Raw genomic sequence first — 24,979 nt, 5'->3', positions numbered from 1 at the left:
CGATCCGGGCGTTGTAAAACGCGTGGAACTATGACCTACTATTAGTCTCATTCATGCTCGGAGCGTCGCCATGTCGGAACGGATTCAGGCCTTGCACGCACTGCGTGCCTTCGAGGTGGCCTCTCGCTATGGCTCATTTACCCGTGCCGCGGAAGAACTGGCGCTGACCCAAGGGGCCGTCAGCCATCACATCAAGACGCTCGAAGCCATGTTCGGTTGTGACCTGTTCGAGCGGCGCGGGCCGAAACTGGCGCTGACCGAGCACGGCCGCCTGCTGGCGCAAGAGCTCAAGGTGGGTTTCAAGATCATCGAAAATGCCTGCGCGCTGCTGCGCCAGGACCGCTACGGCCTGCGCCTGAAAGCCCCGTCCACGCTCACCGTGCGCTGGCTGCTACGGGCACTGGATGCATTCAAGAAGGTCGAGGACAACTGCAGCGTGCAATTGTCCAGCGTGTGGATGGACATCGACAGCGTGGACTTCTATTCCGAGCCCTACGACTGCGCGATCCTGCTGGCCAACGGGCGTTTTCCCGCCGATATCGAGAGCTTCAAGCTGTTCGACGAGTGGCTGATTCCGGTGTGCCACCCCGACTACATGACCCAGGCGCAACCGGTTCTGGCCGACCTCGCCCAGTGCGAATTCCTGCACCCGTCGCCCGACCGGCGTGACTGGCGGCGCTGGCTGGCACGCATGGACGCGCTGCACATAAGCATCGACCACGGGCAAGTGTTCGATACCCTTGACCAAGGCATTTCTGCCGCCCAGCAAGGCCTGGGTATTTCGGTGGTAGACCTGGTGCTGGCCAGCGCCGACCTGGGGGCGGGGCGCCTGGTCACGCCGTTCAAGCACGCGGTGGCGACTGGCGACGGCTACTACATGACCTGGCTCAAGGCCAGCCCCAAGGCGCGGCAGATGCACAAATTGCGCGAGTTCCTGCTCGGCCAGGTGCCGGCGCTGGCCTGCAAGGACATCAACTACCTGTACGATTGAATACGCGTTCGAGCATGAAGTCGATGAATACCCGCAGTTTCGGTGGCATTTGTCGCCCTGACGGCCAGAGCAGGTAGAAGCTGCCGCGCCGCTCCATGAAATTGTCCAGTACGCTGACCAGCGCACCGCTGGCCAGTTCGCGGCGTACGGTAAAGTCCGGCAGGCAGGTGATGCCGCGGTGGTTCACGGCAAAGCAGACGCGCGTCTCGACATGGTTGCAAACCATCGAGATGGGGATGTCATAGCCCTGCTCGGGGTGCTCCTGGCGCAGCGGCCAGGTTTCCAGCTTGCCATTGCTGGGGAAGCGGTAGTGCAGGCAGGTGTGCGCCGCCAGGTCGCGCGGGTGCCTGGGCGTGCCGCGTTCGCGCAGGTACTCGGGCGAAGCCACCAGGCAGTGCTGGAAGTGCCCCAGGAACTTGGCATTGAGCCGTGAATCCCCCGGCTGCCCGCCACGCATCACTACATCGAAGCCTTCACCGACGATGTCCACCATGCGGTCGGAAAAGTCCAGGTCCAGCTCCACCTGCGGGTAACGTGCCATGAACTCGGCCAGCGCCGGCATCACCAGGCCGGTGACCTGCGGCATGCTCACCCGCAGGCGACCGCGCGGGGTCTCGCTGGCCTGGGACAGTTCCTGCTCGGTGGCCTCGATCTCGGCCAGGATGCGCCGACTGCGTTCGAGGAACAGCGCGCCTTCGGCAGTGAGGGTGATGCTGCGCGTGCTGCGGTGGAACAGGCGCACACCCAGGCGGCTTTCCAGGCGCGCCACACGTTTGCCGACGGCCGAGGCACTGATGCCCAGCGACTGGCCGGCAGCGACGAAACTGCGGGTTTCGGCGACCCGATTGAAGACTACGAAGCCGCTGAGGCTGTCCATACTGTATCTCTGATTGCGGACACCGGTGTCCTGGGTGAGCGGCATTGTAACCACCTTTTTCCGCAATGGCCTTGGCTTGCAGACTGTCCGCCTGGTTTTCCTACTCAAGGCATCTGCAATGTCCCAGACATCCTCCGCACCGCTGCTGGCCGCCGACAGTGAACGTTTCCCGCTCGGCGGGCTGCTGGCGCTGGCCATGACCGGCTTCATCGCCATCCTCAGTGAAACCTTGCCGGCCGGCCTGCTCGACCAGATCGCCGATGGCATGCACATCAGCCAGGCCATGGCCGGGCAATGGGTCACCGCGTATGCCATGGGCTCGCTGCTGACGGCTATCCCGCTGGTGACCCTGACCCAGGGCTGGTACCGCCGCCGCGCCCTGTTGCTGGCGATCGGCGGTTTCGTGCTGTTCAACGGGCTGACGGCCATGTCGTCGTCCAACACCCTGACCCTGGTCCTGCGCTTTTTCACCGGCGCTGCGGCCGGGCTGGCCTGGGGGCTGATTGCCGGCCATGCCCGGCGCATGGTGCCGGTGGCGTTGCAGGGCCGGGCCATGGCGGTGGCGATGCTCGGCCAGCCGATTGCATTGTCGCTCGGGCTGCCGATCGCCACCTGGCTGGGGGCGGGGCTGGGGTGGCGGGCCACGTTCATGGTGGTCACCGGGGTGGCGCTAGTACTGATGGCCTGGGTGCTGCGGTCAGTGCCGGATTACCCGGGGCACGTCGTCGGCAAGCGTCCGGCGGCCCTGCAGGTGCTGCGCACGCCGGGGGTGGCGGTGGTGCTGCTGGTGATCCTCTGCTGGATCCTGGGCCATAACATTCTCTACACCTACATCGTGCCGTTGCTGGCAGCCGCTGGCATGGCCGCCGACATCGGCCCGGTGCTGATGGTGTTTGGCCTGGCGGCCCTGGCCGGGATCGGCCTGGTGGGAGGGCTGGTGGATCGGCATCTACGCCTGTTGGTGTTGCTGAGCCTGGCCGGCTTTGCCCTGGCCACGCTGCTGTTGGGGCAGGCGTCGTCGTGGCTGATGTACCTGGGCATCGCCTTGTGGGGCGTGACCTACGGTGGCGCGCCGACCCTGCTGCAGACTGCCTGTGCGGATGCGGCTGGCGAGGGTGGGGATGTGGCGCAGTCGATGCTGGTGACGGTGTGGAACGGCGCCATTGCCTTGGGCGGGATCATTGGCGGGGTGTTGTTGAGCGGGGCCGGGGTGGAGTGGTTTGGGGCAGTGGTGCTGGGGCTGGTCGGGGTTGCCTGGCTGTTGGCCTTGGCCGGGCGGCGCAATGGGTTCGTGACGGGCGCTCGTTAGGCGCTTTCACTGGTCCGCCCCTGTCGCCGACCAGCCAGCATCCTAAAAAAACACGCGGCAATGGTGCGTCAGAGGTAGAATCGCCACGATCAGCACAACAAACGATCAGAGGTCGACGCGGTGGAGTTGCAGCAGGGCTTTGTCCTGACCCGGCATTGGCATGACACGCCCGAAGGCACCTGTGTGGAGTTCTGGCTGGCCACCGACCAGGGGCCGCGGCTGTTGCGCCTGGCGCCGCAGGTGTCGGTGGCGTTCATTCCCCAGGCGCAGGAAGCGTATGCCCGGGTTTTGCTGGGCAACGAACCCGGCGTGGAGCTGCGGGTGTTGCAGCTGAAGGACTTCGACCAGCGCCCGGTGCTGGGCCTGTACTGCCGCCAGCACCGGCAGTTGATGCAACTGGAGCAACGCCTGCGCACGGCCGGTATCGAGGTGTTCGAAGCCGATATCCGCCCGCCCGAGCGCTACCTGATGGAGCGCTTCATCACTGCCCCGGTGCAGTTCACCGGTCAGGCTGATGCCGAGGGCGTATGGTGCGATGCCCAGCTCAAGCCGTTTGCGGCTTATCGACCACCGCTGCGCCTGGTGTCGCTGGATATCGAAACCAGCGAGCGTGGCGAGTTGTACAGCATTGCTCTGGAAGGTTGCGGGCAGCGCCAGGTGTACATGCTCGGCCCGGCGAACGGCGTGGCCGATGACCTCGATTTTGCCCTGCACTATTGTGCCGACCGCGCCGAGCTGCTGACTGGCCTCAACCAGTGGTTCGCCGCGCATGACCCCGACGCGATCATCGGCTGGAACCTGATCCAGTTCGACCTGCGCCTGTTGCATGAACACGCCAGACTGCTGCAGGTGCCGCTGATACTGGGGCGTAATGGCGCGCCGCTGAGCTTGCGCAGCCACGCCAGTGGCGGCCACGTGTTCGCCGATGCCCCGGGCCGGCTGCTGATCGACGGTATCGAGGCACTGCGTTCGGCAACCTGGAGCTTCCCGTCGTTCAGTCTGGAAAGTGTTGCTCAGACGTTGCTCGGCGAAGGCAAGGCCATCGACACGCCGTACCAGCGCATGGATGAAATCAACCGCCGTTTCGCCGAGGACAAACCGGCCCTGGCACGCTACAACCTCAAGGATTGCGAACTGGTCACGCGCATCTTCGCCCATACCCGCCTGCTCGATTTCCTCCTCGAGCGTTCGTCGGTCACCGGCCTTGCCGTGGACCGCAGCGGCGGTTCGGTGGCGGCGTTCGGTCATCTGTACATCCCGCAGATGCACCGGCTGGGCTTCGTCGCCCCCAACCTCGGCAGCCGCCCCGAGGAAGCCAGCCCTGGTGGTTTCGTCATGGATTCGCGTCCCGGCCTGTACGACTCGGTGCTGGTGCTGGACTACAAGAGCCTGTACCCGTCGATCATTCGTACCTTCCTGATCGACCCGGTCGGGCTGGTCGAAGGTTTGCGCCTGCCCGACGACGAACATTCAGTGGAAGGTTTTCGGGGGGCGCGTTTTTCGCGCAGCCAGCATTGCCTGCCGGCCATCGTCGAGCGGGTATGGCAGGGCCGGGAAGCGGCCAAGCGCGAGGGCAACGCGCCGCTGTCACAGGCGTTGAAAATCATCATGAATGCGTTCTACGGTGTGCTCGGTTCCAGCGGCTGCCGGTTCTTCGATCCGCGCCTGGCCTCGTCGATCACCCTGCGCGGCCATCAGATCATGCGCCAGACCCGGGCGTTGATCGAAGCCCAGGGGTATGAGGTGATCTATGGCGATACCGACTCCACCTTCGTCTGGCTAAAAGGGCCACATGAGGATCAGGCCGCGGCCCGCATCGGCCGTGAGCTGGTGGCCCTGGTCAACCAGTGGTGGCGCGAACACCTGCGCGAAAAGATGCATCTGGAAAGCGCGCTGGAACTGCAGTACGAAGTGCATTACCGGCGTTTCCTGATGCCCACCATCCGCGGCGCCGACGAAGGCAGCAAGAAGCGTTACGCTGGCCTGGTGCAGCGCGCCGATGGCAGCGAAGAAATGGTCTACAAGGGCCTGGAGTCGGTGCGCACCGACTGGTCGCCGCTGGCCCGGCAGTTCCAGCAGGAACTGTACGGGCGGATATTCCGTGGCGAGCCATTTCGCGACTACCTGCGCGAATATGTGCAACGGACCCTGGCTGGCGAACTCGACAGCCTGCTGGTGTACCGCAAGCGCCTGCGCAGGCCGCTGGCCGATTATCAGCGCAACGTGCCGCCGCATGTGCGGGCCGCGCGCCTGGCGGATGACTATAACCGCCGCCTGGGCCGTCCGCTGCAGTACCAGCGCGGTGGCTGGATCAGCTATGTCATGACCACTGCCGGCCCGGAACCGCTGGAGAACCTGCAGGCGCCGGTCGACTATGAGCATTATCTGTCACGCCAGCTGCAACCGGTGGCCGACGCCATCCTGCCGTTCGTGGGAGAGGGTTTCGGTGCCCTTGTGGATCAGCAATTGCCGCTGTTCTGAGCCGGTGTGGCAGCCGGCCTGTTGCACATCATCCAGCTGCGCTGAGGTTGATGGCAGCCAGGTATTAACTATCTAGCCGCCGGCTTGTCTGCCAGCTGCTTAGGCTCGGGTCTTCATCCAACGGAGACACGCATGATGCCTGGCAGCACCGACCAACCGCTACATCCGCCCATGACTGCAGAGCAGGCCTTCCAGGACGCAATCATCGCGCAGCGCTTGCCGGGCTGGCTGGCTTCGGCCACCCCGGCGCAAGTACAGGCGCTGGCGCAGGCCATGAGCCTGAGCCTGTACTTCCGCCAGCGCGTCAGTGCGGTGCTTGGGCAGATCCAGGGCATCGACCGGTTTGCCAGGCCGTTGCTGCAAGCAGCGTTGAACCTGCCCGCGACGATCGACATCGGGACCCTGCAGTTTCGCCAGGGCCGCCGTGAGCCGGTGATCAACGATCAGCCGGTGGGCAGCCACCTGACCACGGTGGTCTATGAACAGATCCCCCTGCTTGAGGCCGCACTGCGCAATTTCACGGCTGACCAGGCGATAAAGGGTGGGCAACCCATCGGTAATGGCCTGCTGGGGGCGGCGGAGCACACCTTGCCAACTGCCTGCGATTTCGCCGCGCTGTGTCGCAGCCTCGACCTGGGTGGGCAGTATCAGGATCACCTGAGGTCGATCCTGCAGCCGCCTGCAAGCGATGACGCGATGCCAAAGGTAAAGTCGCTGATTGCCCGGGCGCAGCGCTATGCGATGCTGGTCGATGCGCATGTCGCCTGGATCAGCGGCCAGGTCAGCGAAGCGGAGCACCAGCTGCTGGTGGACTTCTGCGGACTGTACGCGCCCTTGCAGCTTGACGGGCGACCGGTGCAGGCCAAGCGTCTGAAACTGCTGGGTACCTGGCTTGAACAGGTCGTCGTGCTCGATGTGCGCGATGAAACGTTCAGCCCGCTTTACAGCAGCACGGCGCGGGTTCTGGTGCACATTCCGGGTGACCCGCAGGGCGCCTGGCGGGCATTCCCCGACTTGCGACATTTCGCCAACGCCTTGGGCAAGCGCTTGCGAACCCCGCAGTACCAACGCTTTTTCAGCCGTTTCGTTCGCCGACGCGACAGCCAGACCTTCTTCGCTGCGGTAATTGCCGGCTACCAGGGAGTCTCCGACCTGGCCAACATCAGCCTCGGGGAACATACGCAAGTCCTTTCTGAGCCAGTGTTCGAAGCCTTGGCCCGGGCGCGCATCGAGCAGCTGATGGATGACGCTGCGATGATCGCGGTGCCTACCCGCAGCGTCGATGCCGAGCAACAGAGGGCTCATGACCAGCGCTTGGCTGCCGAAGGCTGGGCCCTGCTCAACCTGGCGGCATTGTTCGTACCGGTGATCGGTGTCGGCCTGCTGGCAGTGACTGCGTGGGAACTGCTGGGAGAAGTGTTCCATGGCATCGAAGCCTGGCATGAGGGCGATACCAGCGAAGCGCTGGACCACGTGCTGAATGTGGCATCCGACGTGGCAGTGATGGCCGCAACGGTGGCGGGTGCCAGCGCCGTGCGCAGCCTTTGGAGCAGGTCGGCAATGGTCGACAGCCTGGTCCCGGTGCGGCTCGAAGATGGCACCAGGCGTTTGTGGCAGCCGGCCCTCGCAGCGTTCCGTAGCGTGCTACCGGCGCAGGCGAGCGCAGCCGACAGCGAGGGTATCCAGCGACTGGGCGAGCAGGCCTGGGTGGAAATGAACGGTCATCATTACGCGGTCGTCGCGGACCGGCTACCGGGGCAGTGGCGCCTGCGGGCGCGGGCCGGCCATGCACCGCGTCTGCAGCACAATGGTGCCGGTGCCTGGCGGCTGTGGTGCGAACAGCCCGCGCAGTGGGACGGCCAAGGTTATCTGCTACGTCGCCTGGGGGGCGAATTTGCCAGGCTCGATGACGATGATGTGGGGCTCTTCATGGCGACCCATGCCCTGGACAGTGCACAACTTCGCGGCCTGCATGTGCATGGTCATGCCCCCGGTGCAGGCATGCGCGACAGCGCCATGCGCTTCAACCTGGACCGGCGCATCCGCCAGCTGGTCAGCCAACTGCGCGGTGGTGTGCAGGTCATCGATACTGCCGTGCTGGAACATGCCCGCAGGTTGCCAGGCGCGGTGGGGCTCACTGACCAGGCGCTGGCCGAGCTGGCCTGGGCCCGGCGACGGGCGTTGTTCGAGCGCGTATACGTCGCAGAGCAGGGCAGCCAAGGGCAGGATGTCGCGACCTTGCGCCGGTTGTTCCCGGGGCTGCATGACCGGCAAGCCGCCGCCTTGCTGCGTGATGCGCGGCCGGCTGACCGGCAACGGCTGCGCGACACCGGGCGGGTGTCGCTGAACCTCGCCGCCGCAGCCCGGGAAGCCGCGCTGGAAGTACGGGTGATACGGGTGTACGAAGGGCTTTTTCTGGACACGCCACAGGGGGCTGATCTGGCCAGGGCCGTGCTGGGCTTGAGCGAGCAACTGCCAGGGCTGGCCCGCAGCGTTCGCTGGCGGTTGTTCGAAGGGGCGCTCGACGGGCCAATGCTGGCGGGCAGCGAGCAGTGCGAGGGCTGTTTCGACCTGGTCCATCTGCACGGCCAGTTCCAGCTACACGGCGCACATGGCGTGCTCGGAGAGCCAGGTGAACTGTTTGCGGTGATCGCTGCTGCGTACGATGAGAGCCAGCAGGCTGCATTGGGCGTGGGGGCCCCCTTCGCCCATAACCTGCGCGTGCTGGTCGGGCGCCAGGCCTTGCAGCAACGGGCGCTGATACGCCGTCTGTTGGGCCACGCCGAACCGGCCAGCTGGTTCCGCCCACCCCGGCGGCTGCCGGACGGGCGCATTGGCTACCCGCTGAGTGGACGCGGCGAGGGTTCGGGGCGGCGTGCCAGGCCGCAGGGGGTGTTCGCCTCGTTGCGTGCGATCTACCCTTCGTATACCGACGCGCAGGTGCTTGCCTGGATCAACGACGCACATCAGGCTGGGCGCCGTCCCGAGGATGAAGTGGCCAGCCTCATGCGTGAACTGGAAACGCTGCAGACCCATCTGCACGCCTGGATCCAGATGGGCACGAGTACCCTGGAACGCGGAGAACGCCGCTACCTGCGCGATACGCTGGTCAATTGCTGGCAACGCAGCGCTATTCGCACGGCCGGGGTGGAAGGCCTGCCCTCGGGGTATCGCCTGAGCCTGTGGGCAGTGACCCTGCAAAGGTTGCCGGAGTTGCCGGAACAGGTCAGCTTCGGCCACGTGCACGAGCTGTCGATGATGGGCCTGGGGCTACGCGAATTCTCCCCAGGGTTCTTGCGTGCTTTCCCACGCCTGCAGGTGCTCGAACTCTCCGGTAACGAGCTGACCCGGGTTCCGCCAGACCTGCAGCGCCTGGCGCACTTGCGCGAGCTGGACCTGTTCGGCAACAACATTGTGCTGGATGCCTCGCAGGCCATGACGCTTGCCAACTGCGAGGCGCTGGAATACGTCAATCTGTCGTACAACCCACTGGGCCGCGCTTTCCCGCTGTACCGCCTCGACCGCCTGGCCCGGCTGCACATGCGCAATACTGGCATCAGCGAATTCCCCCCGGCATTGCTGGACCGCCTGGAACTGGTAATCGCCGATCTGCGCGGCAACCAGATCACCGAATTGCCGCGGCGCTTCTATCGCTCACCGGCCTGGGTCAGCAGCACCGTATTGCTCGAAGGTAACCCGCTGACTGCCGAAACTGCCCAGCGGCTGCAGCTCTTCATGCAGGCGCATGCCATACCCCTTGAACAGGAGGTGATCGCCCCAGCGGCTTCGGTCCGCCTGCGTTGGCTGGATGCCGCCGATAGTGCCCTGCGACCTGAACAGTCTTCAGCCTGGGACGAACTGGTGACTGAGCCAGGCGCCGCGGATTTCTTCAACCTGCTGCGCAGGTTGCAGGAAACCGCGGATTTCCGTACGCATCGCCAGGCCCTGGCGAACCGGGTGTTCGGCATGCTGATTGCCATGCGCGACTACAGCTCGTTGCGCGAAGAACTGTTCAGGCGCGCGGCCGAGACGCTCACGTGCCAAGACAGCGTCACGTTGTGCTTCAGCAACCTGGAACTGCATATGCTGGTCTGGCGAGCACGGGTGGATGCGGCGGGAGGGAATCAAGAGGCCGCATTGCTGCAACTGGGGCGGCGTTTGTGGCGCCTGGACGAGGTGGACCGCATTGCCCTCGAGGACATCCAGGCGAGGCGGGCCGATGGGGCGGACCCGGACGAAATCGAAGTGGGGCTTGCCTACCGTATTGGCCTGCGCGACAGCCTGGACTTGCCGGCACAGCCGGGCGACATGCTGTTCGCCGAGGTTGGCGGCGTGACTGCGCAGCGCCTGGAACAGGCGCGGGTGCGGGTCGAGGAGGCCGAAACCACAGAGCACCTTGCCGCATCGCTGGTGGCACGTGAATTCTGGGAAGAGCATCTGCTCAGGAACCATGCCGAGCGCCTGGAGGCGTTCAATGCGCCTTACCAGGAGCGCTCCAACCGGTTGATGGAGGCTGCCGACAGCATGCCGGAAGCCGAGTACATGGCTCAATACGCGACCTTGCAACGCGAGCGTGAGCAAGCACGCCATGCACTGCTGCTGGCGCTTACCCGGGAGGCCCTGGAGGCCGCTCCAGAGCCGCGGATGGCAGGGCAATGAGGCATCGGTGGGCTATGCTCAACTTCGGGCACTGGTATTTTCCGGGGGGCGGCGCACCGTCAAGGAAATGCCGGGTTACCTTCTGCCGGTGCTGTGATCGTGCTGGTTGGTTTAGGCTCGCACGTAGGATCTTTCTCCATGATCTGAAGTCTTTGGTTAATCGAGAGAATAAGGAGATGCACATGCTCGTTCGGTCACTGACCCTCGCCACCTTGCTTGCAGTTGCCGGCCCGCTGTTCGCCGCAGACAGCGATGCGCCATTGGCCAAGGAACTGGGCAAGGCCAGGCCATTGGTGGTTATCGCCCCGAGCAGCGCCGACCCGACCCTGCGCGGGTTGAACGAGGCGTTGAAGGACCCGGCCACCCAGGCAGCGTTCAAGGAACGCAGCCTGGTGCTGTACAGCGTCGCCAGCATGATGGGCAAGCGTGAGGACAAGAACCTCGAACAGCAGACCACCATGGCCCTGATCCGGGAACTGAAACTTGGCGCGAGCAAGGGTACCAAGGTGATCCTGGTGGGCAAGGACGGCGAACGGCATGTGCTCAAGGATGACGACAGCGGCGAGCCTATCGACCCACAGACGATCTTCAAGGCGGTCGATGAGCTGCCCGCCAGCGAAAAAGCGCTCACGGCACCCGAGCCTGTGGCCGCGGCGCCGGAAACCAAGGCCAAGGACAGCAAGCCGGCCAAGCCAGCCAAACCGGCTGCGCCGCCCAAGCCGCTGGAAGACTGAGTGGCTCGGCCCCGGCGCCCGCCGGGGCCGCTTGCAGCCTGGTTTGTATCTGACTGTATATGGCCACGCTGCTGAGCGGTTTTCATACAAAACCGCGCCTTCTGCGATACATCCCCGACAAATCGCAACGGCCTAATGGCTCCACATCCCAACCACAGTGGAGCATCACCATGACACATGTACGAAGCACGCTCGGCCTGCTTGGCGCCGCCCTGATCGGCGGCATGGCACTTGGCAGCAACGCATTCGCTGTCGAACCTCTGGCCCAAGGTTACCAGCTGGCTTCGGCCAAGGTGGCCGGCGAAGGCAAATGTGGTGAAGGCAAGTGCGGGGCCAGCGCCAAGGCCACCCAGGGCGAAGGCAAGTGCGGTGAGGGCAAGTGTGGCGCCAGTGCCAAGGCCGGCGCCGAGGGCAAATGTGGCGAAGGCAAGTGCGGCGATGCGTCGTTCGCCCGAACCGATACCAACCACGACGGCAAGGTGTCGCGTGACGAGTTCGTTGCAGTCGCCAAGGAGCGTGCCGGCGACTTTGACAAGATCGACCGCAACCACGATGGCTACATTTCCGAACAGGAAGCTGCCGACCACCTCAAGGCGATCTACCAGGCCAATGGCAAGCGCATGCCCGAAGGCCTGTTCAGCCACTTGACCGGCAAGCCCTGAGCCGTTGACCCACCTGTAAGCGCAACGCCCCTCCTGCTGGCCAGGCGGGGCGTTGTGCCTGTTGGAGATCTTTCCATGTACCCAACCCATATACCCGCCGCCCCTCTGCAAGCGGGGCTAGGCCTGCGCCGCGGCCTGATGTCGGAACTACTGGCGCTGGAAGCCGGCGTGGTGGACTTTCTCGAATGCGCCCCGGAAAACTGGATTGCCGTGGGCGGTGCCTACGGCAAAGGGCTGGCGCAACTGGCCGAACGTTTTGCCATTGCCTGCCATGGCTTGTCGTTGTCGCTGGGCGGCAGCGCACCGCTGGACCTGCGGTTCCTCGAGCAGACGCGGCGCTTTCTCGAGCGCTACCAGGTGCGCCTGTACAGCGAACACCTGAGCTACTGCAGCGACGACGGCCACCTGTACGACCTGATGCCCCTGCCATTCACCGATGAAGCCGTGCGCCATGTGGCCACGCGTATTCGCCAGGTGCAGGAGCATCTGGGGCGCCGGATAGCCGTGGAAAACATCAGCTACTATGCCGCGCCCTACCAGGCCATGAGTGAGCTCGACTTCATCCGGGCGGTGCTCGACGAGGCTGACTGCGACCTGTTGCTGGACGTCAACAATGTGTTCGTCAATGCCTGCAACCATGGTTACCAGGCCCAGGCGTTTCTCGCAGGCCTGCCCAAGGCCCGGGTGGTCGGCATGCACGTGGCCGGCCACTACGACGAGGCGCCCGACCTCAAGGTCGACACCCATGGCGCCTCAGTAAAGGAAGAGGTGTGGGCGCTGTACGCAATTGCCTGCGCGCGTTTTGGCGTGCAACCGACGGTGCTCGAGCGCGACTTCAACTACCCGCCGCTCGCCGAACTGCTGGCCGAGACGGCGCGCATTCGCCAGCTGCAGCACGCCTCTGGAGGGCACGCCAATGGATGAGACCTTGCGTCAACAGCAATACGCCCTGGCCCGCCACCTGCGCGACCCGCAGCGCCATGCACCACCGGCTGGCGTGGAGGCACGGCGGCTCAAGGTGTACCGGGAGTTGTTCTATGGCGCCATCGAAGGCTTGCTGGCCGGCAGCTTCCCGGTCATGCGCCAGGCGCTGGGCGAACAGCGCTGGCATGCTCGCGTACATGATTTCTACGCCAACTACCGCAGCCAGACGCCACTGTTCACCGAAATAGCCGGGGCGTTCGTCGACTACCTGCAGGGCGTGCCGCCGGATGCTCCCTGGCAACTGGAGCTGGCGCACTACGAGTGGATCGAGGCGCAGCTGTACCTGAGCGATGCCGAGGACCCGCCGCATGACCCGCTGGGCAATCTGCTGGACGGGGAGCCGCTGCTGTCTTGTGTGGCTCGGGTATTGGCCTATCGGTGGCCGGTGGAGCGGATCGGGGCGGATTACCAGCCGCAGGCTGCACCTGCGACAGCGACCTTGTTGCTGGTTTATCGCGATGCCGGGTTGCAGGTGCGCTTCGCTCGCTTGACGCCGCTGGCGTACCGATTACTGGCGCTGGAGCAGGGCACTGGGCGGGCGCGGCTGGAGGCGTTGGACGCCGATGTGATGCAAGGGTTGGCATTGCTGGAAGGGCTGCGCGAGCAGGGAATCATCATCGGTACAGTTTGACGCGAGGTGTTGGGGCTGCTGCGCAGCCCCAACAGTATCTACTTGCAGCACCGCACCCTGAGCCAATGGTCCAGGCTCAAGCGCCCAGCTCCCTTGAGCAGCAGCGGCAGCAGCGCCACCAGGTAGATCAGCGGCAACTTGAAGTTGCCGAAACCCTGGTCGGTAATGACATAACCCTGGGCCAGCTCGGCCAGGCTCGACCAGTGCGCCGGCCAATGCACCGCGACGATCGCCACCACGGTGACCACCATCAGCCCTGCTGCTGCCAGCCGGGTACCCAGGCCCAGCAACAGCAGCAACGGCAGGATCAGCTCTGCCCACATCGACAGCTGCCAGTTCAACTCCGCCGGCAGCAGGTTGAAGGGGAACGGGAAACTGGCTTGCAAGTCAGCGAACCAGTTGCTGCCATTGAACTTCTCCCAGCCGGACTCGAAAAACTCCCAGGCCAGGAACAGCCGCAACGGCAGGTCGGCGCTCCAGGTGCCAAAACGGTCAAAGGTGCTCAGGGTACGCGTCAGCGTGTTCATGCTGTGTTTTCTCCTCAGGAATAGGCGCGGGCGTTACGACGTTGCTGGCGGGCCAGCTTGGCAGTGAGTTTCATGGCGATGGCGCTGAACATCAGGGCGAACGCCAGCGGGTACCAGCTCCCCATGGGGATGCGTTTGTAGAACGACAGGCAGAACACTGCCGCCAGTACCCACATGCCGGTGCTGTGCAGGGCCCGCCAGGCACGGCCACCCAGCAAGCGCATGGGGGCCTTGAACGAAGTGATGGTGAGCAGCAGCAGGAACAGGTAGCCAAGGGTGCCGGGCAGGCTGGAAGTGACCGTGCGGTTGGCCCAGAACAGCTCGGGGAATTGCTGGGCATAGCGGTAGATGAGCACGCCATGCACGGTGTGGGAGAAAGCGAATGCCAGCCCCAGGTAGCGCCGTTCCTGGAGGATGCGGCGGCTCTGGGGGCCTGGCAGCAACGTCACCAGGGAAGAGGCCAGGAACGCCAGCAGGAACAGCGCGAACGAGCTGCGCGCGGTGGCGCGGATGGCGCTGCGCAGGCCGTCGGGGTCAGGTTGGCTGGCCAGGACCACGGCGGTCATCGCCAGGGTCAGGCCGGCGAGGACAGCGAACAGCTTCCAGCCGGAGGGTAGAGTCAGTGGGGTCATCAGGGGGCTCCCGCAATATGGTTGTAACCGGGAGTGTGTTGGAGCGGCGTATCTGCAGTGTGTCGGCGGAAGTTGGGTTGTGTATCTGTTTGTAGAGGCGCGACCACTTTTGGTAGGAACGGCCTTGCGCCGCGACAGGGCCGCCAAGCGGCCCCGGCAGCTCATGCTGCGAAGCTGTAAACCCGGGGCCGCTGCGCAGCCCGGTCGCGAAACAAGCTCGCACCTGCAAAAGCTGTCATTTCAGTTCGATCTGCGCGCACAACCCGCCGCTTGTGCGGTTGCTAAGTGTCAGCCGACCGCCCATGGCCTGGATCAACTGGTGGGCAATCGCCAGCCCCAACCCGGTGCCACCGGTGCTACGGTTGCGCGAACCCTCCACGCGGTAGAACGGCTTGAGCACTTCATCCAGCTCGCCAACGGGTATTCCCGGCCCGTTGTCCAGCACGCGGATGACTGTCGTGTCGCCGTCCCGGGCTATTTCCAGCTCGGCAGCCCCGGCGAACTTGAGGGCGTTGTCCACCAGATTCACCAGCACGCGTCGCAAGGCATGCGGCCGGGTCTCCAACAGGCTGCCGCTACTGCCACGGCGCTCGACCCGCGCACCGCTGTCCTGATAGTCGAACACCAGGCTGTCGAGGAAGGCATCGAGGTTGACCCGGCACGGGGCCTCGGTACTGGTGTCCATGCTCCGGGCATAGGCCACGCCTTCCCGCACCAGGTGTTCCATTTCGCCCAGGTCATTCCACAGCTTGTCCTTTTCCAGCCCGTCATCCATCACCTCGACCCGCAGTTTCATGCGTGTGATCGGTGTTTGCAGATCATGCGATATTGCCGCCAGCAACTGCATGCGTTCTTTCAGGTAGGCGGCGATCCGCGCTTGCAGGGCGTTGAAGGCCACCGCGGCGTAGCGCACCTCGCGCGGGCCGCTCTCGTCCAGTTGCACACCCGGCTTGTCCGGGTCGAGGTTGTCCACCGCCTGGGCCAGGCGGGTCAGCGGGCCGATTGCCAGGCGTACGGCCAGCCAGGTGCACAGCAACAACACGGCCAACTGGATCAGCAACACCACCGGTAGCCAGCGGGCCACCGGCACCGGTGCCGGGGTCACGTCGATGGTCAGCGGTGCACCGTCGGCCAGGCTCAGGTGCGCCTGGAAGTGCACGTTCGGGCCGGGTATTTCCTGAAAGGTCAGGCGGTAGTCGTTGCCGATAGCCTTGACGATCGAATCGGCGGCCATGGGCGGGTCGCTGCTGGGCATCGCTTCGCCCGCCAGGCCCTGGTCCAGTCGGTAGCGATAGGTCCGTCGCTCCAGGCGCGGCAACCAGGCGGCGCGTTCGGCTGCGGGCAGGCGGTCGAGGATGGCTACCGAGGTGGCCACGTCCTGTTCCAGGGTGCTGAGCATCATCGAGCGGCTGCTGATATAGCGTTCGTAGGCCTGCAGGCCGAATGACAGGCCATAGGCCAGGACCAGGCCGGTGAAGAAGATCAGCGCCAGGCGCGAGGCGAGGGTGCGTGGCCACTTCATGAAGGCGACTCGAGCAGTTGCACCGGCAGCGAGAATACATAGCCCTCGCTGCGCACGGTCTTGATGCAGCTGGGTTCGCGCGCGTCATCGCCCAGGCGCTGGCGTAGGCGGCTGACCAGCAGGTCGATGGAGCGGTCGAAAATGTCGGCCTCGCGGCCCTGGGTCAGGTTGAGCAGTTGCTCACGGCTGAGCACCCGCTGCGGATGGTCGAGAAACACCCGCAGCAGGCGGTACTCGGCGCCGCTCAGGGCCACCAGGGTGCCTTCGCTGTCGAGCAGGTGGCGCGCGGTAGTGTCCAGGCGCCATTGGCCGAAGCCCAGCAGCCGGCTGCTTTCGCTGATGGTCAGGTTGGGCGGCAGCATGCGTGTACGGCGCAGCACGGCATTGATGCGTGCCAGCAGTTCGCGGGCCGAGAACGGCTTGGTCAGGTAATCGTCGGCCCCCATTTCCAGGCCGATGATGCGGTCGGTCTCGTCGTTGCGCGCGGTCAGCATCAGCACCGGGGTGTTGCGATGTTTGCCGGCGCGCAGCTCGCGGCACAGCAACAGGCCGTCGTCGCCGGGCATCATGATGTCGAGCACGATCAGGTCGACACTGTTGGCTTCGAGAAAGGCGCGCATCTGGCGGCCATCGGCCACGATGCTGGTGCGCAGGCCGTTCTTCTTCAGGTAGTTGCCGACCAGCTCGCGAATTTCGCGGTCGTCGTCGACGATCAGGATGTGATCGACGTGTTCCATGCGCTGCGTTCCTGTGCAAGGGGGATGGGCGCAGTTTACCGAGCGCGTGGGCGCTTGCCTGCGGGGTTTTGTATTGCAGTGTATCTGGCCCGTGGACCGATACAGGAGGAAGCAGATCACAACGCTGGGCGACACATACGGGATACCTGGCGGGCGTCAAATGGCTCTCGACCGGGGAGCAGCACTCCCCACCCCCCCAAGCGTTACACAGGAGAGATGCCATGACCTTCAAGACCTTCGCCAGCGCCAGCCTGTTCGCCGTACTCAGCGTCGGCACCCTCATCGCCCATGCTGGCACTGCACCGATGAATGACGATGCGGTGATGCAGTACCGCTACGGCGACCACCTGGACATTCAGAAAGTCCTGTCGGTACAGAACGACCAGAGCAATACCTGCGGTCCGGTGAACAGCCGCATGGACTACCTGGACTCCCAGGGCCAGCGGCAGAGCGTGCAATACCGTACCTACGCCACCGGCGGTTGCCATGAGAATTGATCGCCGCTGGTTGCTCAAGGTGGGCGGTATCGCCCTGGCCCTTACCGGCCTTGGCCTGGCCGGGCACCTCCTGGCACGCGACAGCTACGGCGCCATGCCGTCGCTGTCGGGGGCCAGCCAGTGGCTCAATTCGGCGCCGCTGGATGCACCAGCGCTCAAGGGCAAGGTAGTGCTGGTGGATTTCTGGACCTGGGACTGCAGCAACTGCCAGCGCAGCCTGCCGCATGTGAACGAGTGGGCACGGCGCTATGCCGACCAGGGCCTGGTAGTGGTCGGGGTACATACGCCGGAATATGACTACGAGCACGATGTCGGCACCTTGCGTGACAAGGTGGCCCGGCTGGGCATCGGTTACCCGGTGGCGGTGGATAACGACTACAAGGTGTGGAATGCCTGGGGCAACCAGTTCTGGCCGGCGCATTACTTCGTCGACCGCAAGGGCCAGGTGCGCCATGTGCATTTTGGCGAGGGCGATTATGCCGGGCAGGAGCAGGTGATACAGGCGTTGCTGGAAGAGAACGGATGAGTGGCCTGCATCGACTGCGGCAGCGACCTTGTGTCATGCAAGGCCGCTGCCACCGGTGCAGCGCAAGGCTGTGCGGTCAGGTGAAGCTGGCGAAATGCGCCTGCATCCGCGCCGCATCCGCCTGCCGTCCGCTGAACAACTCGAACGCTTTCACCGCCTGAAACACCGCCATGTTGCTGCCATCCAGCGTGCGGCAGCCCAAGGCCCGGGCCGCGCGCAGCAGTTCGGTTTCCAGCGGGAAGTAGATGATCTCCGCCACCCACAGGCGCGCATGCAGCAGCTCTATCGGCAGCGGTGTGCCAGGCAGTTTGGCCATGCCCACCGGGGTGGTGTTGACCAGGCCGTCCGCCTCGGCCAGTGCGGTAGCCAGGTCGCTGCCGACCACGGCGCGGCCAGCGCCGAAGTGGGTATTGAGGTTGTCCACCAAGGCCTGCGCACGGGCCGCGTCCACCTCGAACAGCATCAACCGCTCGACGCCTTCTCCCAGCAGGGCATGGGCCACGGCCGAACCTGCGCCACCGGCGCCCATCTGCACCACCTGGCGCCTGGCCACATCGGGCAGGCCACGGCGTAAGCCTTCGGCGAAGCCGAGGCAGTCGGTATTGTGGCCGACCCGCTTGCCGTCCTTGAGTACCACCGTGTTCACTGCGCCAATGCCGCGGGCTTCTTCCGACAGCTCGTCGAGCAGCGGCAGGATTGCCTGCTTGAACGGGTAGGTGATGTTGAGCCCGGTGAAGCCTGTGTACTGCGCGGCATCGAGCAGGCCGGGCAGGGCGCTGTCGTCCAGTTGCAGCTGGTCGGCATCGATCAGTCGGTACAGATAACGCAGAGCCTGCGCATCGCCTTCGTGTTCGTGCAGGGCCGGGGTACGTGACAGCTGTATGCCACGGCCGATCAGGCCTGCGAGAATGGCTTGCGGGCTCATGCAGTGCGCTCCCGGAGCATTTCGGCGAAGTGGCTGATGGCCATGCGGTAGCCGTGGCTGCCCAGGCCGCAGATCACCCCGACGGCGACGGACGATATGAAGGACAGGTGACGGAAGGGTTCGCGTTTGTGCACGTTGGACAGATGCACTTCGATGACCGGCAGCTCGGCGGCGACCAACGCGTCGCGGATGGCTACCGAGGTGTGGGTCCAGGCTCCGGGGTTGATCACGATGCCGGCACAGCGACCACGGGCGGCGTGGATCCAGTCGATCAGTTCGCCTTCATGGTTGGTTTGGCGGAATTCGATTTCCAGGCCATGGGCCTGGGCTGTGTCGGCACACCCCTGCGCCAGGTCGGCAAGGGTTTCGTAACCATACTGGGCAGGCTCCCGGGTGCCCAGCATGTTCAGGTTGGGGCCATTGAGCACGAGAATGACAGGCTTCATGACGAGCATCGCTTTGTTGTTGTTGGATGCATCCAGTTATGTACCGACTGGTTAGTTTAGTCAATCCAGCCAAGCCCTGGCTCTGCAAAAGTGGGCGATTATCGAACCACAGTGTCCGCAATACTGATTACGAAATTGTAATTTCCACGCCACCGCCCCGATAAGCAGCGCTCTCTACAGTGCCTCGCCAACGTTCGTCGACGAGGAGCCGTTACGTGCCCATCCCGCCCAAGATCGCCTTGCTTTGCCTGTTGCTGGCGGGCGCCGCCGGCGCCCAGGCCAGCCAGAGCCTGAGCCTGCCCGAGGCGCTGGCCGCCGCCTTTGCCCACAACCCCGAGCTGGCTGCGGCTGGCCGGGAAATCGGCATCGCCGATGGCGAGCGGCGCCAGGCCGGGCTGATCCCCAACCCGGAACTGGCCTGGGAGCGGGAGGACACTCGCCGCGACACCAGCACCACCACTGTCACGCTCAGCCAGCCATTGGAGCTGGGCGGCAAGCGTGGCGCGCGCATTGCCGTGGCCAAGGCCGGCCAGGCCATTGCCCAGCTTGACCTCGAACGCCAGCGTAATGGCCTGCGCGCCGATGTGGTGCAGGCTTTCCACGCTGCGTTGCGCGCACAAACCGCGGTGGCGCTGGCGCAACAATCGCAGGCATTGACCGAGCGTGGGCTACGGGTGGTGCAGGGGCGGGTAGCTGCCGGCCAGGCATCACCCGTGGAAGTTACCCGCGCCCAGGTGCAGCAGGCGCAAGCCGAGGCTGCAGTGCGCCGCGCGCGCACCCAGCGCAGCGTGGCCTACCAGGCCCTGGCACGGTTGACCGGCAGCCCGCGGGCAAGCTTCGGGCAATTGCAGGCGGCCAACCTGTCCCCTGGCGCAGCGCCCAGCGTTGACGCGTTGCTCGACCGGGTCGAGCAGACTGTCGAATGGCGCCTGGCTGCTACCCAGGTCGAGCGCGGCGACGCGTCCCTCGGCTCGGAGAAGGCCCTGCGTATTCCCAACCTCACCGTCAGCCTTGGTAGCCAGTACAGCCGCGAAGATCGCGAGCGGGTCAATGTGGTCGGCCTGTCGCTGCCCTTGCCGTTGTTCGACCGCAACCAGGGCAACGTGCTGGCCGCAGCCCGCCGGGCCGACCAGGCGCGGGATCTGCGTAATGGCGTGGCGCTGCGTCTGCGCAGTGAAACGCGCAATGCTGTCGGCCAGTGGGCGACGGCCATGCAGGACGTGCAGGCCTATGACCGCACCATCCTGCCGGCTGCGCAGCAGGCGGTGGACACGGCCACCCGCGGCTTCGAAATGGGCAAGTTCGCCTTCCTCGATGTACTCGACGCCCAGCGCACGTTGATCGAGGCGCGCGGGCTGTACCTCGAGGCGTTGGCTTCGGCGACCGACGCGCGGGCGCAGATCGAGCGGATCTATGGCGACCTCGACGACCTCGGCAAATACCCGCACAGCAGGAGCAACAATGACTAATCCACGCAAGATCGCCCTTCTGGTCGCAGCGCTTGCCGCACTCGGCCTCGCGGGCCTGGTCTGGACCAGCAACCTCGGCCAGGCTTCCAGTGCACAAGCCATTCCCGACGACCATGGCGAAGACAGCCACGGCCATGGCGAAGAACCGGCCGGCCAAAGCCATGGCGAGGAAGCGGGCAAGCTGCACTTGAGCCGCGCCCAGATCGAAGCTGCCGGTGTACAGCTGGCCACCGCCGGCCCAGGCGAACTGGGCAATGCCATCAGCTTCCCGGGTGAGATCCGTTTCGACGAAGACCGCACGGCGCATGTCGTGCCGCGTGTGCCGGGCGTGGTCGCGGCCGTGCAGGCCGAACTGGGCCAGGCGGTCAAGCGTGGCCAGGTGCTGGCGGTGATTGCCAGCCAGCAGATATCCGACCTGCGCAGCGAACAGCAGGCCGCCCAGCGCCGCCTGGAACTGGCGCGTCTGACCTTCCAGCGCGAGCAACAGTTGTGGCAGGAACGCATCAGCGCCGAGCAGGACTACCTGCAGGCTCGCCAGGCGCTGCAGGAGGCCGAGATCGCCATGGCCAATGCCTGGCAGAAGCTCGCCGCCGTGGGCCCGGCCGGTGCCGGTAATCGCTATGAATTGCGTGCGCCGTTCGATGCGGTGGTGGTGGAAAAGCACCTGAGCGTGGGTGAAGTGGTCGATGCGACCAGTAACGCTTTCACCCTGTCCGACCTGAACCGGGTCTGGGCCACCTTTGCCGTGGCCCCGCGCGACCTGGACAAGGTGGTGACCGGTCGCAGTGTCACGGTCAGCGCACCGGACCTCGGCGCCCGGGTCGAGGGCAAGGTCAACTACGTTGGCAACCTGCTCGGCGAGCAGAACCGCGCCGCCACTGTCCGCGTCAGCCTGGCCAACCCCAACGGCGCCTGGCGCCCCGGGCTGTTCGTCAATGTTGCCGTCAGCCTCGAGCGCTTCAGGGCTGCCGTGGTGGTGCCGGAAAGCGCATTGCAAACCTGGGAGGAACAGACCGTGGTGTTTGCCCGCAGCGAAGCAGGTTTCGAGGCCCGCCCGGTGCAGACCGGTCGGCGTGACGCCGGCCAGGTGGAAATCACCAGCGGCCTGGCCGCCGGTACCCAGGTGGCCGCCGCTGGCAGTTTTGTCCTGAAGTCCGAGCTGGGCAAAGGCTCGGCTGCACACAGCCATTGATCGGGGAACTCCAGCATGTTCGAACGCCTGATCCAATTTGCCATCGAGCAGCGCCTGGTGGTGATGCTGGCCGTGGTCCTGATGGCCGCGGTAGGTATCCATAGCTACCAGAACCTGCCGATCGATGCTGTACCGGACATCACCAACGTCCAGGTGCAGATCAATACCGCCGCGCCCGGTTTTTCGCCGCTGGAGACCGAACAGCGCATCACCTTTGCCATCGAGACCGCCATGGCCGGCCTGCCCGGGCTCAAGCAGACCCGCTCGCTGTCGCGCTCGGGCCTGTCGCAGGTCACGGTCATTTTCGATGACCGCACCGACCTGTTCTTCGCCCGGCAACTGGTCAACGAGCGCCTGCAAGTGGCCCGCGAGCAGCTGCCCGACGGCATCGAAGCCGGCATGGGGCCGATTTCCACGGGGCTGGGTGAGATATTCCTGTGGACAGTGGAGGCCGAGCCGGGTGCCCTGAAGGAGGACGGCACGCCCTACACCCTCACCGACCTGCGGGTGATCCAGGACTGGATCATCAAGCCACAGTTGCGCACGGTACCGGGGGTGGCTGAGGTGAACAGCATCGGTGGCCATGCCAAGCAATACCTGATTGCACCGGAGCCCAAGCGCCTGGCGGCATACAAGCTCACCCTCAACGACCTGGTCACGGCGCTGGAACGCAACAACGCCAACGTCGGCGCCGGTTATATCGAGCGCAACGGCGAGCAATGGCTGATCCGCGCGCCGGGCCAGGTGGCGTCGGCGGAGGACATCGCCAACATCGTCATTTCGACCGCCGATGGCACGCCGATCCGGGTCAGCCATGTCGCCCAGGTAAGCCTGGGTGAGGAGTTGCGCTCGGGCGCGGCGACCGAAAATGGCCGGGAAGTGGTGCTGGGCACGGTGTTCATGCTGGTCGGCGAGAACAGCCGTGCGGTATCCCGGGCGGTTGCCGCCAAACTGGTGGAAATCAACCGCAATCTGCCCAAGGGCGTGGTTGCCGTGACGGTGTACGACCGCACCCACCTGGTGGAGAAAGCCATCGCCACGGTGAAGAAGAACCTGGTCGAAGGCGCCATCCTGGTCATCGCCGTGCTGTTCCTGTTCCTGGGCAATGTTCGCGCCGCGCTGATCACTGCCATGGTCATCCCGTTGTCGATGTTGTTCACCTTCAGCGGCATGTTCGGCAACAAGGTCAGCGCCAACCTGATGAGTCTTGGTGCGTTGGACTTCGGCATCATCGTCGACGGCGCGGTGGTGATCGTGGAGAACGCCATCCGCCGCCTGGCCCATGCCCAGCAACGCCGTGGACGCATGCTGACCCGTGCCGAGCGCTTCCATGAGGTGTTCGCCGCCGCCCGCGAGGCGCGCCGGCCGCTGCTCTACGGGCAGCTGATCATCATGGTGGTGTACCTGCCGATCTTTGCCCTGACCGGGGTGGAGGGCAAGATGTTCCACCCCATGGCCTTTACCGTGGTCATGGCCCTGCTCGGTGCGATGCTCCTCTCGGTTACCTTCGTACCGGCGGCCATTGCGCTGTTCGTCACCGGCAAGGTCAAGGAAGAAGAAGGCTTGCTGATGCGCACGGCGCGCCAGCGCTATGCGCCGCTGCTGGCCTGGGTGCTGGCCCGACGCCGGCTGGCGTTCGCCGCCGCCGCCAGCCTGGTGCTGCTGTCCGGATTGCTGGCCAGCCGCATGGGCAGCGAGTTCATCCCCAGCCTCAGCGAGGGCGACTTCGCCCTGCAGGCCCTGCGTGTGCCGGGTACCAGCCTGTCGCAGTCGGTGGACATGCAGCAGCGCCTGGAGCAGGCAATCATTGCCCAGGTGCCGGAAGTGCAGCGGGTGTTCGCCCGAACCGGCACCGCCGAGATCGCCTCCGACCCGATGCCGCCGAACATCTCCGATGCCTATGTGATGTTGCGCCCGCGTGAGCAATGGTCGGACCCGGGCAAGCCGCGAGAGGAACTGATTGCCCAAGTACAGCGTGCCGCGGCCAGCGTGCCGGGCAGCAACCATGAGCTGTCGCAGCCCATCCAGCTGCGTTTCAACGAGCTGATTTCCGGGGTGCGCAGCGATGTGGCGGTGAAGCTGTACGGCGATGACATGAACGTGCTCAACCGCACCGCCGGGCAGATCGCCAGCAGCCTGCAGGGTGTGCCGGGCGCATCCGAAGTGAAGGTCGAGCAGACCACCGGCCTGCCCGTGCTGACCATCGACATCGACCGTGACAAGGCGGCCCGGCATGGCCTGAACGTCGGTGAGGTGCAGGACGCCATCGCCATCGCCGTGGGCGGCCGCACGGCCGGTACGCTGTACGAAGGCGACCGCCGTTTCGACATGGTCGTGCGCCTGCCGGAAACCCTGCGCACGGATGTCGACGGGCTGGCCAGCCTGTTGATTCCGGTACCGGCCAATGCCGGCGGCGGGCCGATCGCCTTCATTCCGTTGTCGCAAGTGGCCACCCTGAACCTGCAACTGGGCCCGAACCAGGTCAGCCGCGAAGATGGCAAGCGGGTGGTGGTGGTCAGCGCCAACGTGCGTGGGCGGGACTTGGGCTCGTTCGTCGAGGAGGCCGAACAGGCCCTGCTCGAACAGGTGCCGATACCACCGGGTTACTGGACGCGCTGGGGTGGCCAGTTCGAGCAGCTGCAGTCGGCGGCCGCGCGCCTGCAGGTGGTGGTACCGGTGGCCCTGCTGCTGGTCATGGCCTTGTTGTTGATGATGTTCAACAACCTCAGGGATGGCCTGTTGGTGTTCACCGGCATTCCCTTCGCCCTCACGGGTGGGGTGCTGGCGCTGTGGTTGCGCGACATTCCGCTGTCGATTTCCGCCGGCGTGGGGTTCATTGCCTTGTCGGGGGTGGCGGTGCTCAACGGGCTGGTGATGATTGCCTTCATCCGTGGCCTGCGCGAGCAAGGGCGCACGTTGCGGGTGGCGGTCGAGGAGGGGGCGCTGACGCGCTTGCGACCGGTGCTGATGACGGCACTGGTGGCGTCGCTGGGTTTCATTCCGATGGCCTTGGCCAGCGGGACCGGGGCGGAGGTGCAGCGGCCGCTGGCGACGGTGGTGATTGGCGGCATTCTGTCGTCCACCGCGCTGACCTTGCTAGTGTTACCGGCGTTGTACCAGTGGGCGTACCGGCGTGAAGAGGCGCAGGAGGTTTGAGACTGTCGGGGGCCGCAAAGCG

Annotated in this window: 20 protein-coding genes; 13 read left to right on the top strand and 7 right to left on the bottom strand. The window is 65.2% G+C overall.

Translation table 11 applies throughout. The features are described from left to right. Window positions 1–70 precede the first annotated feature (70 nt). A complete protein-coding gene (locus tag B4L76_RS02615; RefSeq protein WP_296230303.1) occupies window positions 71–991 on the top strand; it encodes a LysR substrate-binding domain-containing protein in 921 nt (306 codons plus the stop codon). On the opposite strand, the gene B4L76_RS02610 is transcribed toward B4L76_RS02615, so the two are convergent. Next, a complete protein-coding gene (locus B4L76_RS02610) occupies window positions 972–1,868 on the bottom strand; it encodes a LysR family transcriptional regulator (RefSeq protein WP_296230302.1) in 897 nt (298 codons plus the stop codon). The two genes, B4L76_RS02615 and B4L76_RS02610, sit on opposite strands and share 20 nt — an antisense overlap. A gap of 118 nt (window positions 1,869–1,986) precedes the next feature. Here B4L76_RS02610 and B4L76_RS02605 point away from each other — a divergent pair, with 118 nt between their 5' ends. The 7 genes from B4L76_RS02605 to B4L76_RS02575 all read left to right on the top strand — a co-directional run bounded on the left by B4L76_RS02605 (window position 1,987) and on the right by B4L76_RS02575 (window position 13,328). Continuing rightward, window positions 1,987–3,177: an MFS transporter gene (locus B4L76_RS02605; protein WP_296230301.1), complete on the top strand. Its 1,191-nt coding sequence runs from the start codon at window positions 1,987–1,989 to the stop codon at window positions 3,175–3,177. Window positions 3,178–3,297: 120 nt separating this feature from the next. Beyond that, complete coding sequence (locus B4L76_RS02600; protein ID WP_296230300.1) at window positions 3,298–5,658, top strand: DNA polymerase II; 2,361 nt, start codon at window positions 3,298–3,300, stop codon at window positions 5,656–5,658. Between the two features lie 132 nt (window positions 5,659–5,790). Next, window positions 5,791–10,317 (top strand): NEL-type E3 ubiquitin ligase domain-containing protein, encoded by a 4,527-nt coding sequence (locus B4L76_RS02595; RefSeq protein ID WP_296230297.1) that lies wholly within the window; start codon window positions 5,791–5,793, stop codon window positions 10,315–10,317. Between the two features lie 182 nt (window positions 10,318–10,499). Continuing rightward, window positions 10,500–11,051, top strand: coding sequence for a DUF4174 domain-containing protein (locus tag B4L76_RS02590; protein WP_296230296.1), 552 nt, complete (start codon window positions 10,500–10,502; stop codon window positions 11,049–11,051). 170 nt (window positions 11,052–11,221) lie between these two features. Next, window positions 11,222–11,713: an EF-hand domain-containing protein gene (locus B4L76_RS02585; RefSeq protein ID WP_296230294.1), complete on the top strand. Its 492-nt coding sequence runs from the start codon at window positions 11,222–11,224 to the stop codon at window positions 11,711–11,713. A 75-nt stretch (window positions 11,714–11,788) separates the two neighbouring features. After that, a complete protein-coding gene (locus B4L76_RS02580) occupies window positions 11,789–12,637 on the top strand; it encodes a DUF692 domain-containing protein (RefSeq protein WP_296230292.1) in 849 nt (282 codons plus the stop codon). Then, on the top strand, window positions 12,630–13,328 hold the full coding sequence (locus tag B4L76_RS02575; protein WP_296230291.1) for a DNA-binding domain-containing protein: 699 nt from the start codon (window positions 12,630–12,632) through the stop codon (window positions 13,326–13,328). The genes B4L76_RS02580 and B4L76_RS02575 overlap by 8 nt, the downstream gene beginning before the upstream one ends. A 38-nt stretch (window positions 13,329–13,366) precedes the next feature. Here B4L76_RS02575 and B4L76_RS02570 read toward each other — a convergent pair whose 3' ends face one another. The 4 genes from B4L76_RS02570 to B4L76_RS02555 form a co-directional block, all read right to left on the bottom strand. Further along, window positions 13,367–13,855, bottom strand: coding sequence for a DoxX family protein (locus B4L76_RS02570; RefSeq protein ID WP_296230289.1), 489 nt, complete (start codon window positions 13,853–13,855; stop codon window positions 13,367–13,369). A gap of 14 nt (window positions 13,856–13,869) precedes the next feature. Further along, complete coding sequence (locus B4L76_RS02565) at window positions 13,870–14,487, bottom strand: ferric reductase-like transmembrane domain-containing protein (RefSeq protein ID WP_296230287.1); 618 nt, start codon at window positions 14,485–14,487, stop codon at window positions 13,870–13,872. Between the two features lie 235 nt (window positions 14,488–14,722). Beyond that, on the bottom strand, window positions 14,723–16,009 hold the full coding sequence (locus B4L76_RS02560; RefSeq protein WP_296230285.1) for a sensor histidine kinase: 1,287 nt from the start codon (window positions 16,007–16,009) through the stop codon (window positions 14,723–14,725). Beyond that, window positions 16,006–16,746, bottom strand: coding sequence for a response regulator (locus B4L76_RS02555; protein WP_003250463.1), 741 nt, complete (start codon window positions 16,744–16,746; stop codon window positions 16,006–16,008). Before B4L76_RS02555 ends, B4L76_RS02560 begins: the two co-directional genes overlap by 4 nt. Window positions 16,747–16,967: 221 nt before the next feature. Between B4L76_RS02555 and B4L76_RS02550 the strand changes: the two genes are divergently transcribed. Together B4L76_RS02550 and B4L76_RS02545 are read left to right on the top strand one after the other, a co-directional pair. Continuing rightward, window positions 16,968–17,243 carry a DUF2790 domain-containing protein gene (locus B4L76_RS02550; protein ID WP_296230276.1) on the top strand — a complete coding sequence of 92 codons (276 nt, stop codon included), beginning with the start codon at window positions 16,968–16,970 and terminating at the stop codon, window positions 17,241–17,243. Further along, window positions 17,233–17,769 carry a thioredoxin family protein gene (locus B4L76_RS02545; protein ID WP_296230273.1) on the top strand — a complete coding sequence of 179 codons (537 nt, stop codon included), beginning with the start codon at window positions 17,233–17,235 and terminating at the stop codon, window positions 17,767–17,769. The genes B4L76_RS02550 and B4L76_RS02545 overlap by 11 nt, the downstream gene beginning before the upstream one ends. A 76-nt stretch (window positions 17,770–17,845) precedes the next feature. Here the strand turns inward: B4L76_RS02545 and B4L76_RS02540 are convergent, their stop codons facing one another. Both B4L76_RS02540 and aroQ read right to left on the bottom strand, forming a co-directional pair. After that, entirely contained in the window at window positions 17,846–18,694 is an 849-nt protein-coding gene (locus tag B4L76_RS02540) for a shikimate dehydrogenase (protein WP_296230272.1), read from the bottom strand. Then, complete coding sequence (gene aroQ / locus B4L76_RS02535; RefSeq protein ID WP_296230270.1) at window positions 18,691–19,140, bottom strand: type II 3-dehydroquinate dehydratase; 450 nt, start codon at window positions 19,138–19,140, stop codon at window positions 18,691–18,693. Before aroQ ends, B4L76_RS02540 begins: the two co-directional genes overlap by 4 nt. Before the next feature lie 215 nt (window positions 19,141–19,355). Between aroQ and B4L76_RS02530 the strand changes: the two genes are divergently transcribed. The 3 genes from B4L76_RS02530 to B4L76_RS02520 are packed head-to-tail and all read left to right on the top strand — an operon-like array spanning window position 19,356 to window position 24,957. Beyond that, window positions 19,356–20,609, top strand: a complete 1,254-nt coding sequence (locus B4L76_RS02530; RefSeq protein ID WP_296230268.1) for a TolC family protein — start codon at window positions 19,356–19,358, stop codon at window positions 20,607–20,609. Next, complete coding sequence (locus tag B4L76_RS02525) at window positions 20,602–21,801, top strand: efflux RND transporter periplasmic adaptor subunit (RefSeq protein ID WP_296230266.1); 1,200 nt, start codon at window positions 20,602–20,604, stop codon at window positions 21,799–21,801. Before B4L76_RS02530 ends, B4L76_RS02525 begins: the two co-directional genes overlap by 8 nt. A gap of 15 nt (window positions 21,802–21,816) precedes the next feature. Continuing rightward, on the top strand, window positions 21,817–24,957 hold the full coding sequence (locus tag B4L76_RS02520) for a CusA/CzcA family heavy metal efflux RND transporter (protein ID WP_296230264.1): 3,141 nt from the start codon (window positions 21,817–21,819) through the stop codon (window positions 24,955–24,957). The last annotated feature ends 22 nt before the right edge of the window (window positions 24,958–24,979 follow it).

Origin of the sequence: Pseudomonas sp. UBA4617 (genome assembly GCF_002386445.1) — a bacterium.
Classification (GTDB): domain Bacteria; phylum Pseudomonadota; class Gammaproteobacteria; order Pseudomonadales; family Pseudomonadaceae; genus Aquipseudomonas.
This window is presented reverse-complemented; position numbering and strand designations above follow the sequence as displayed.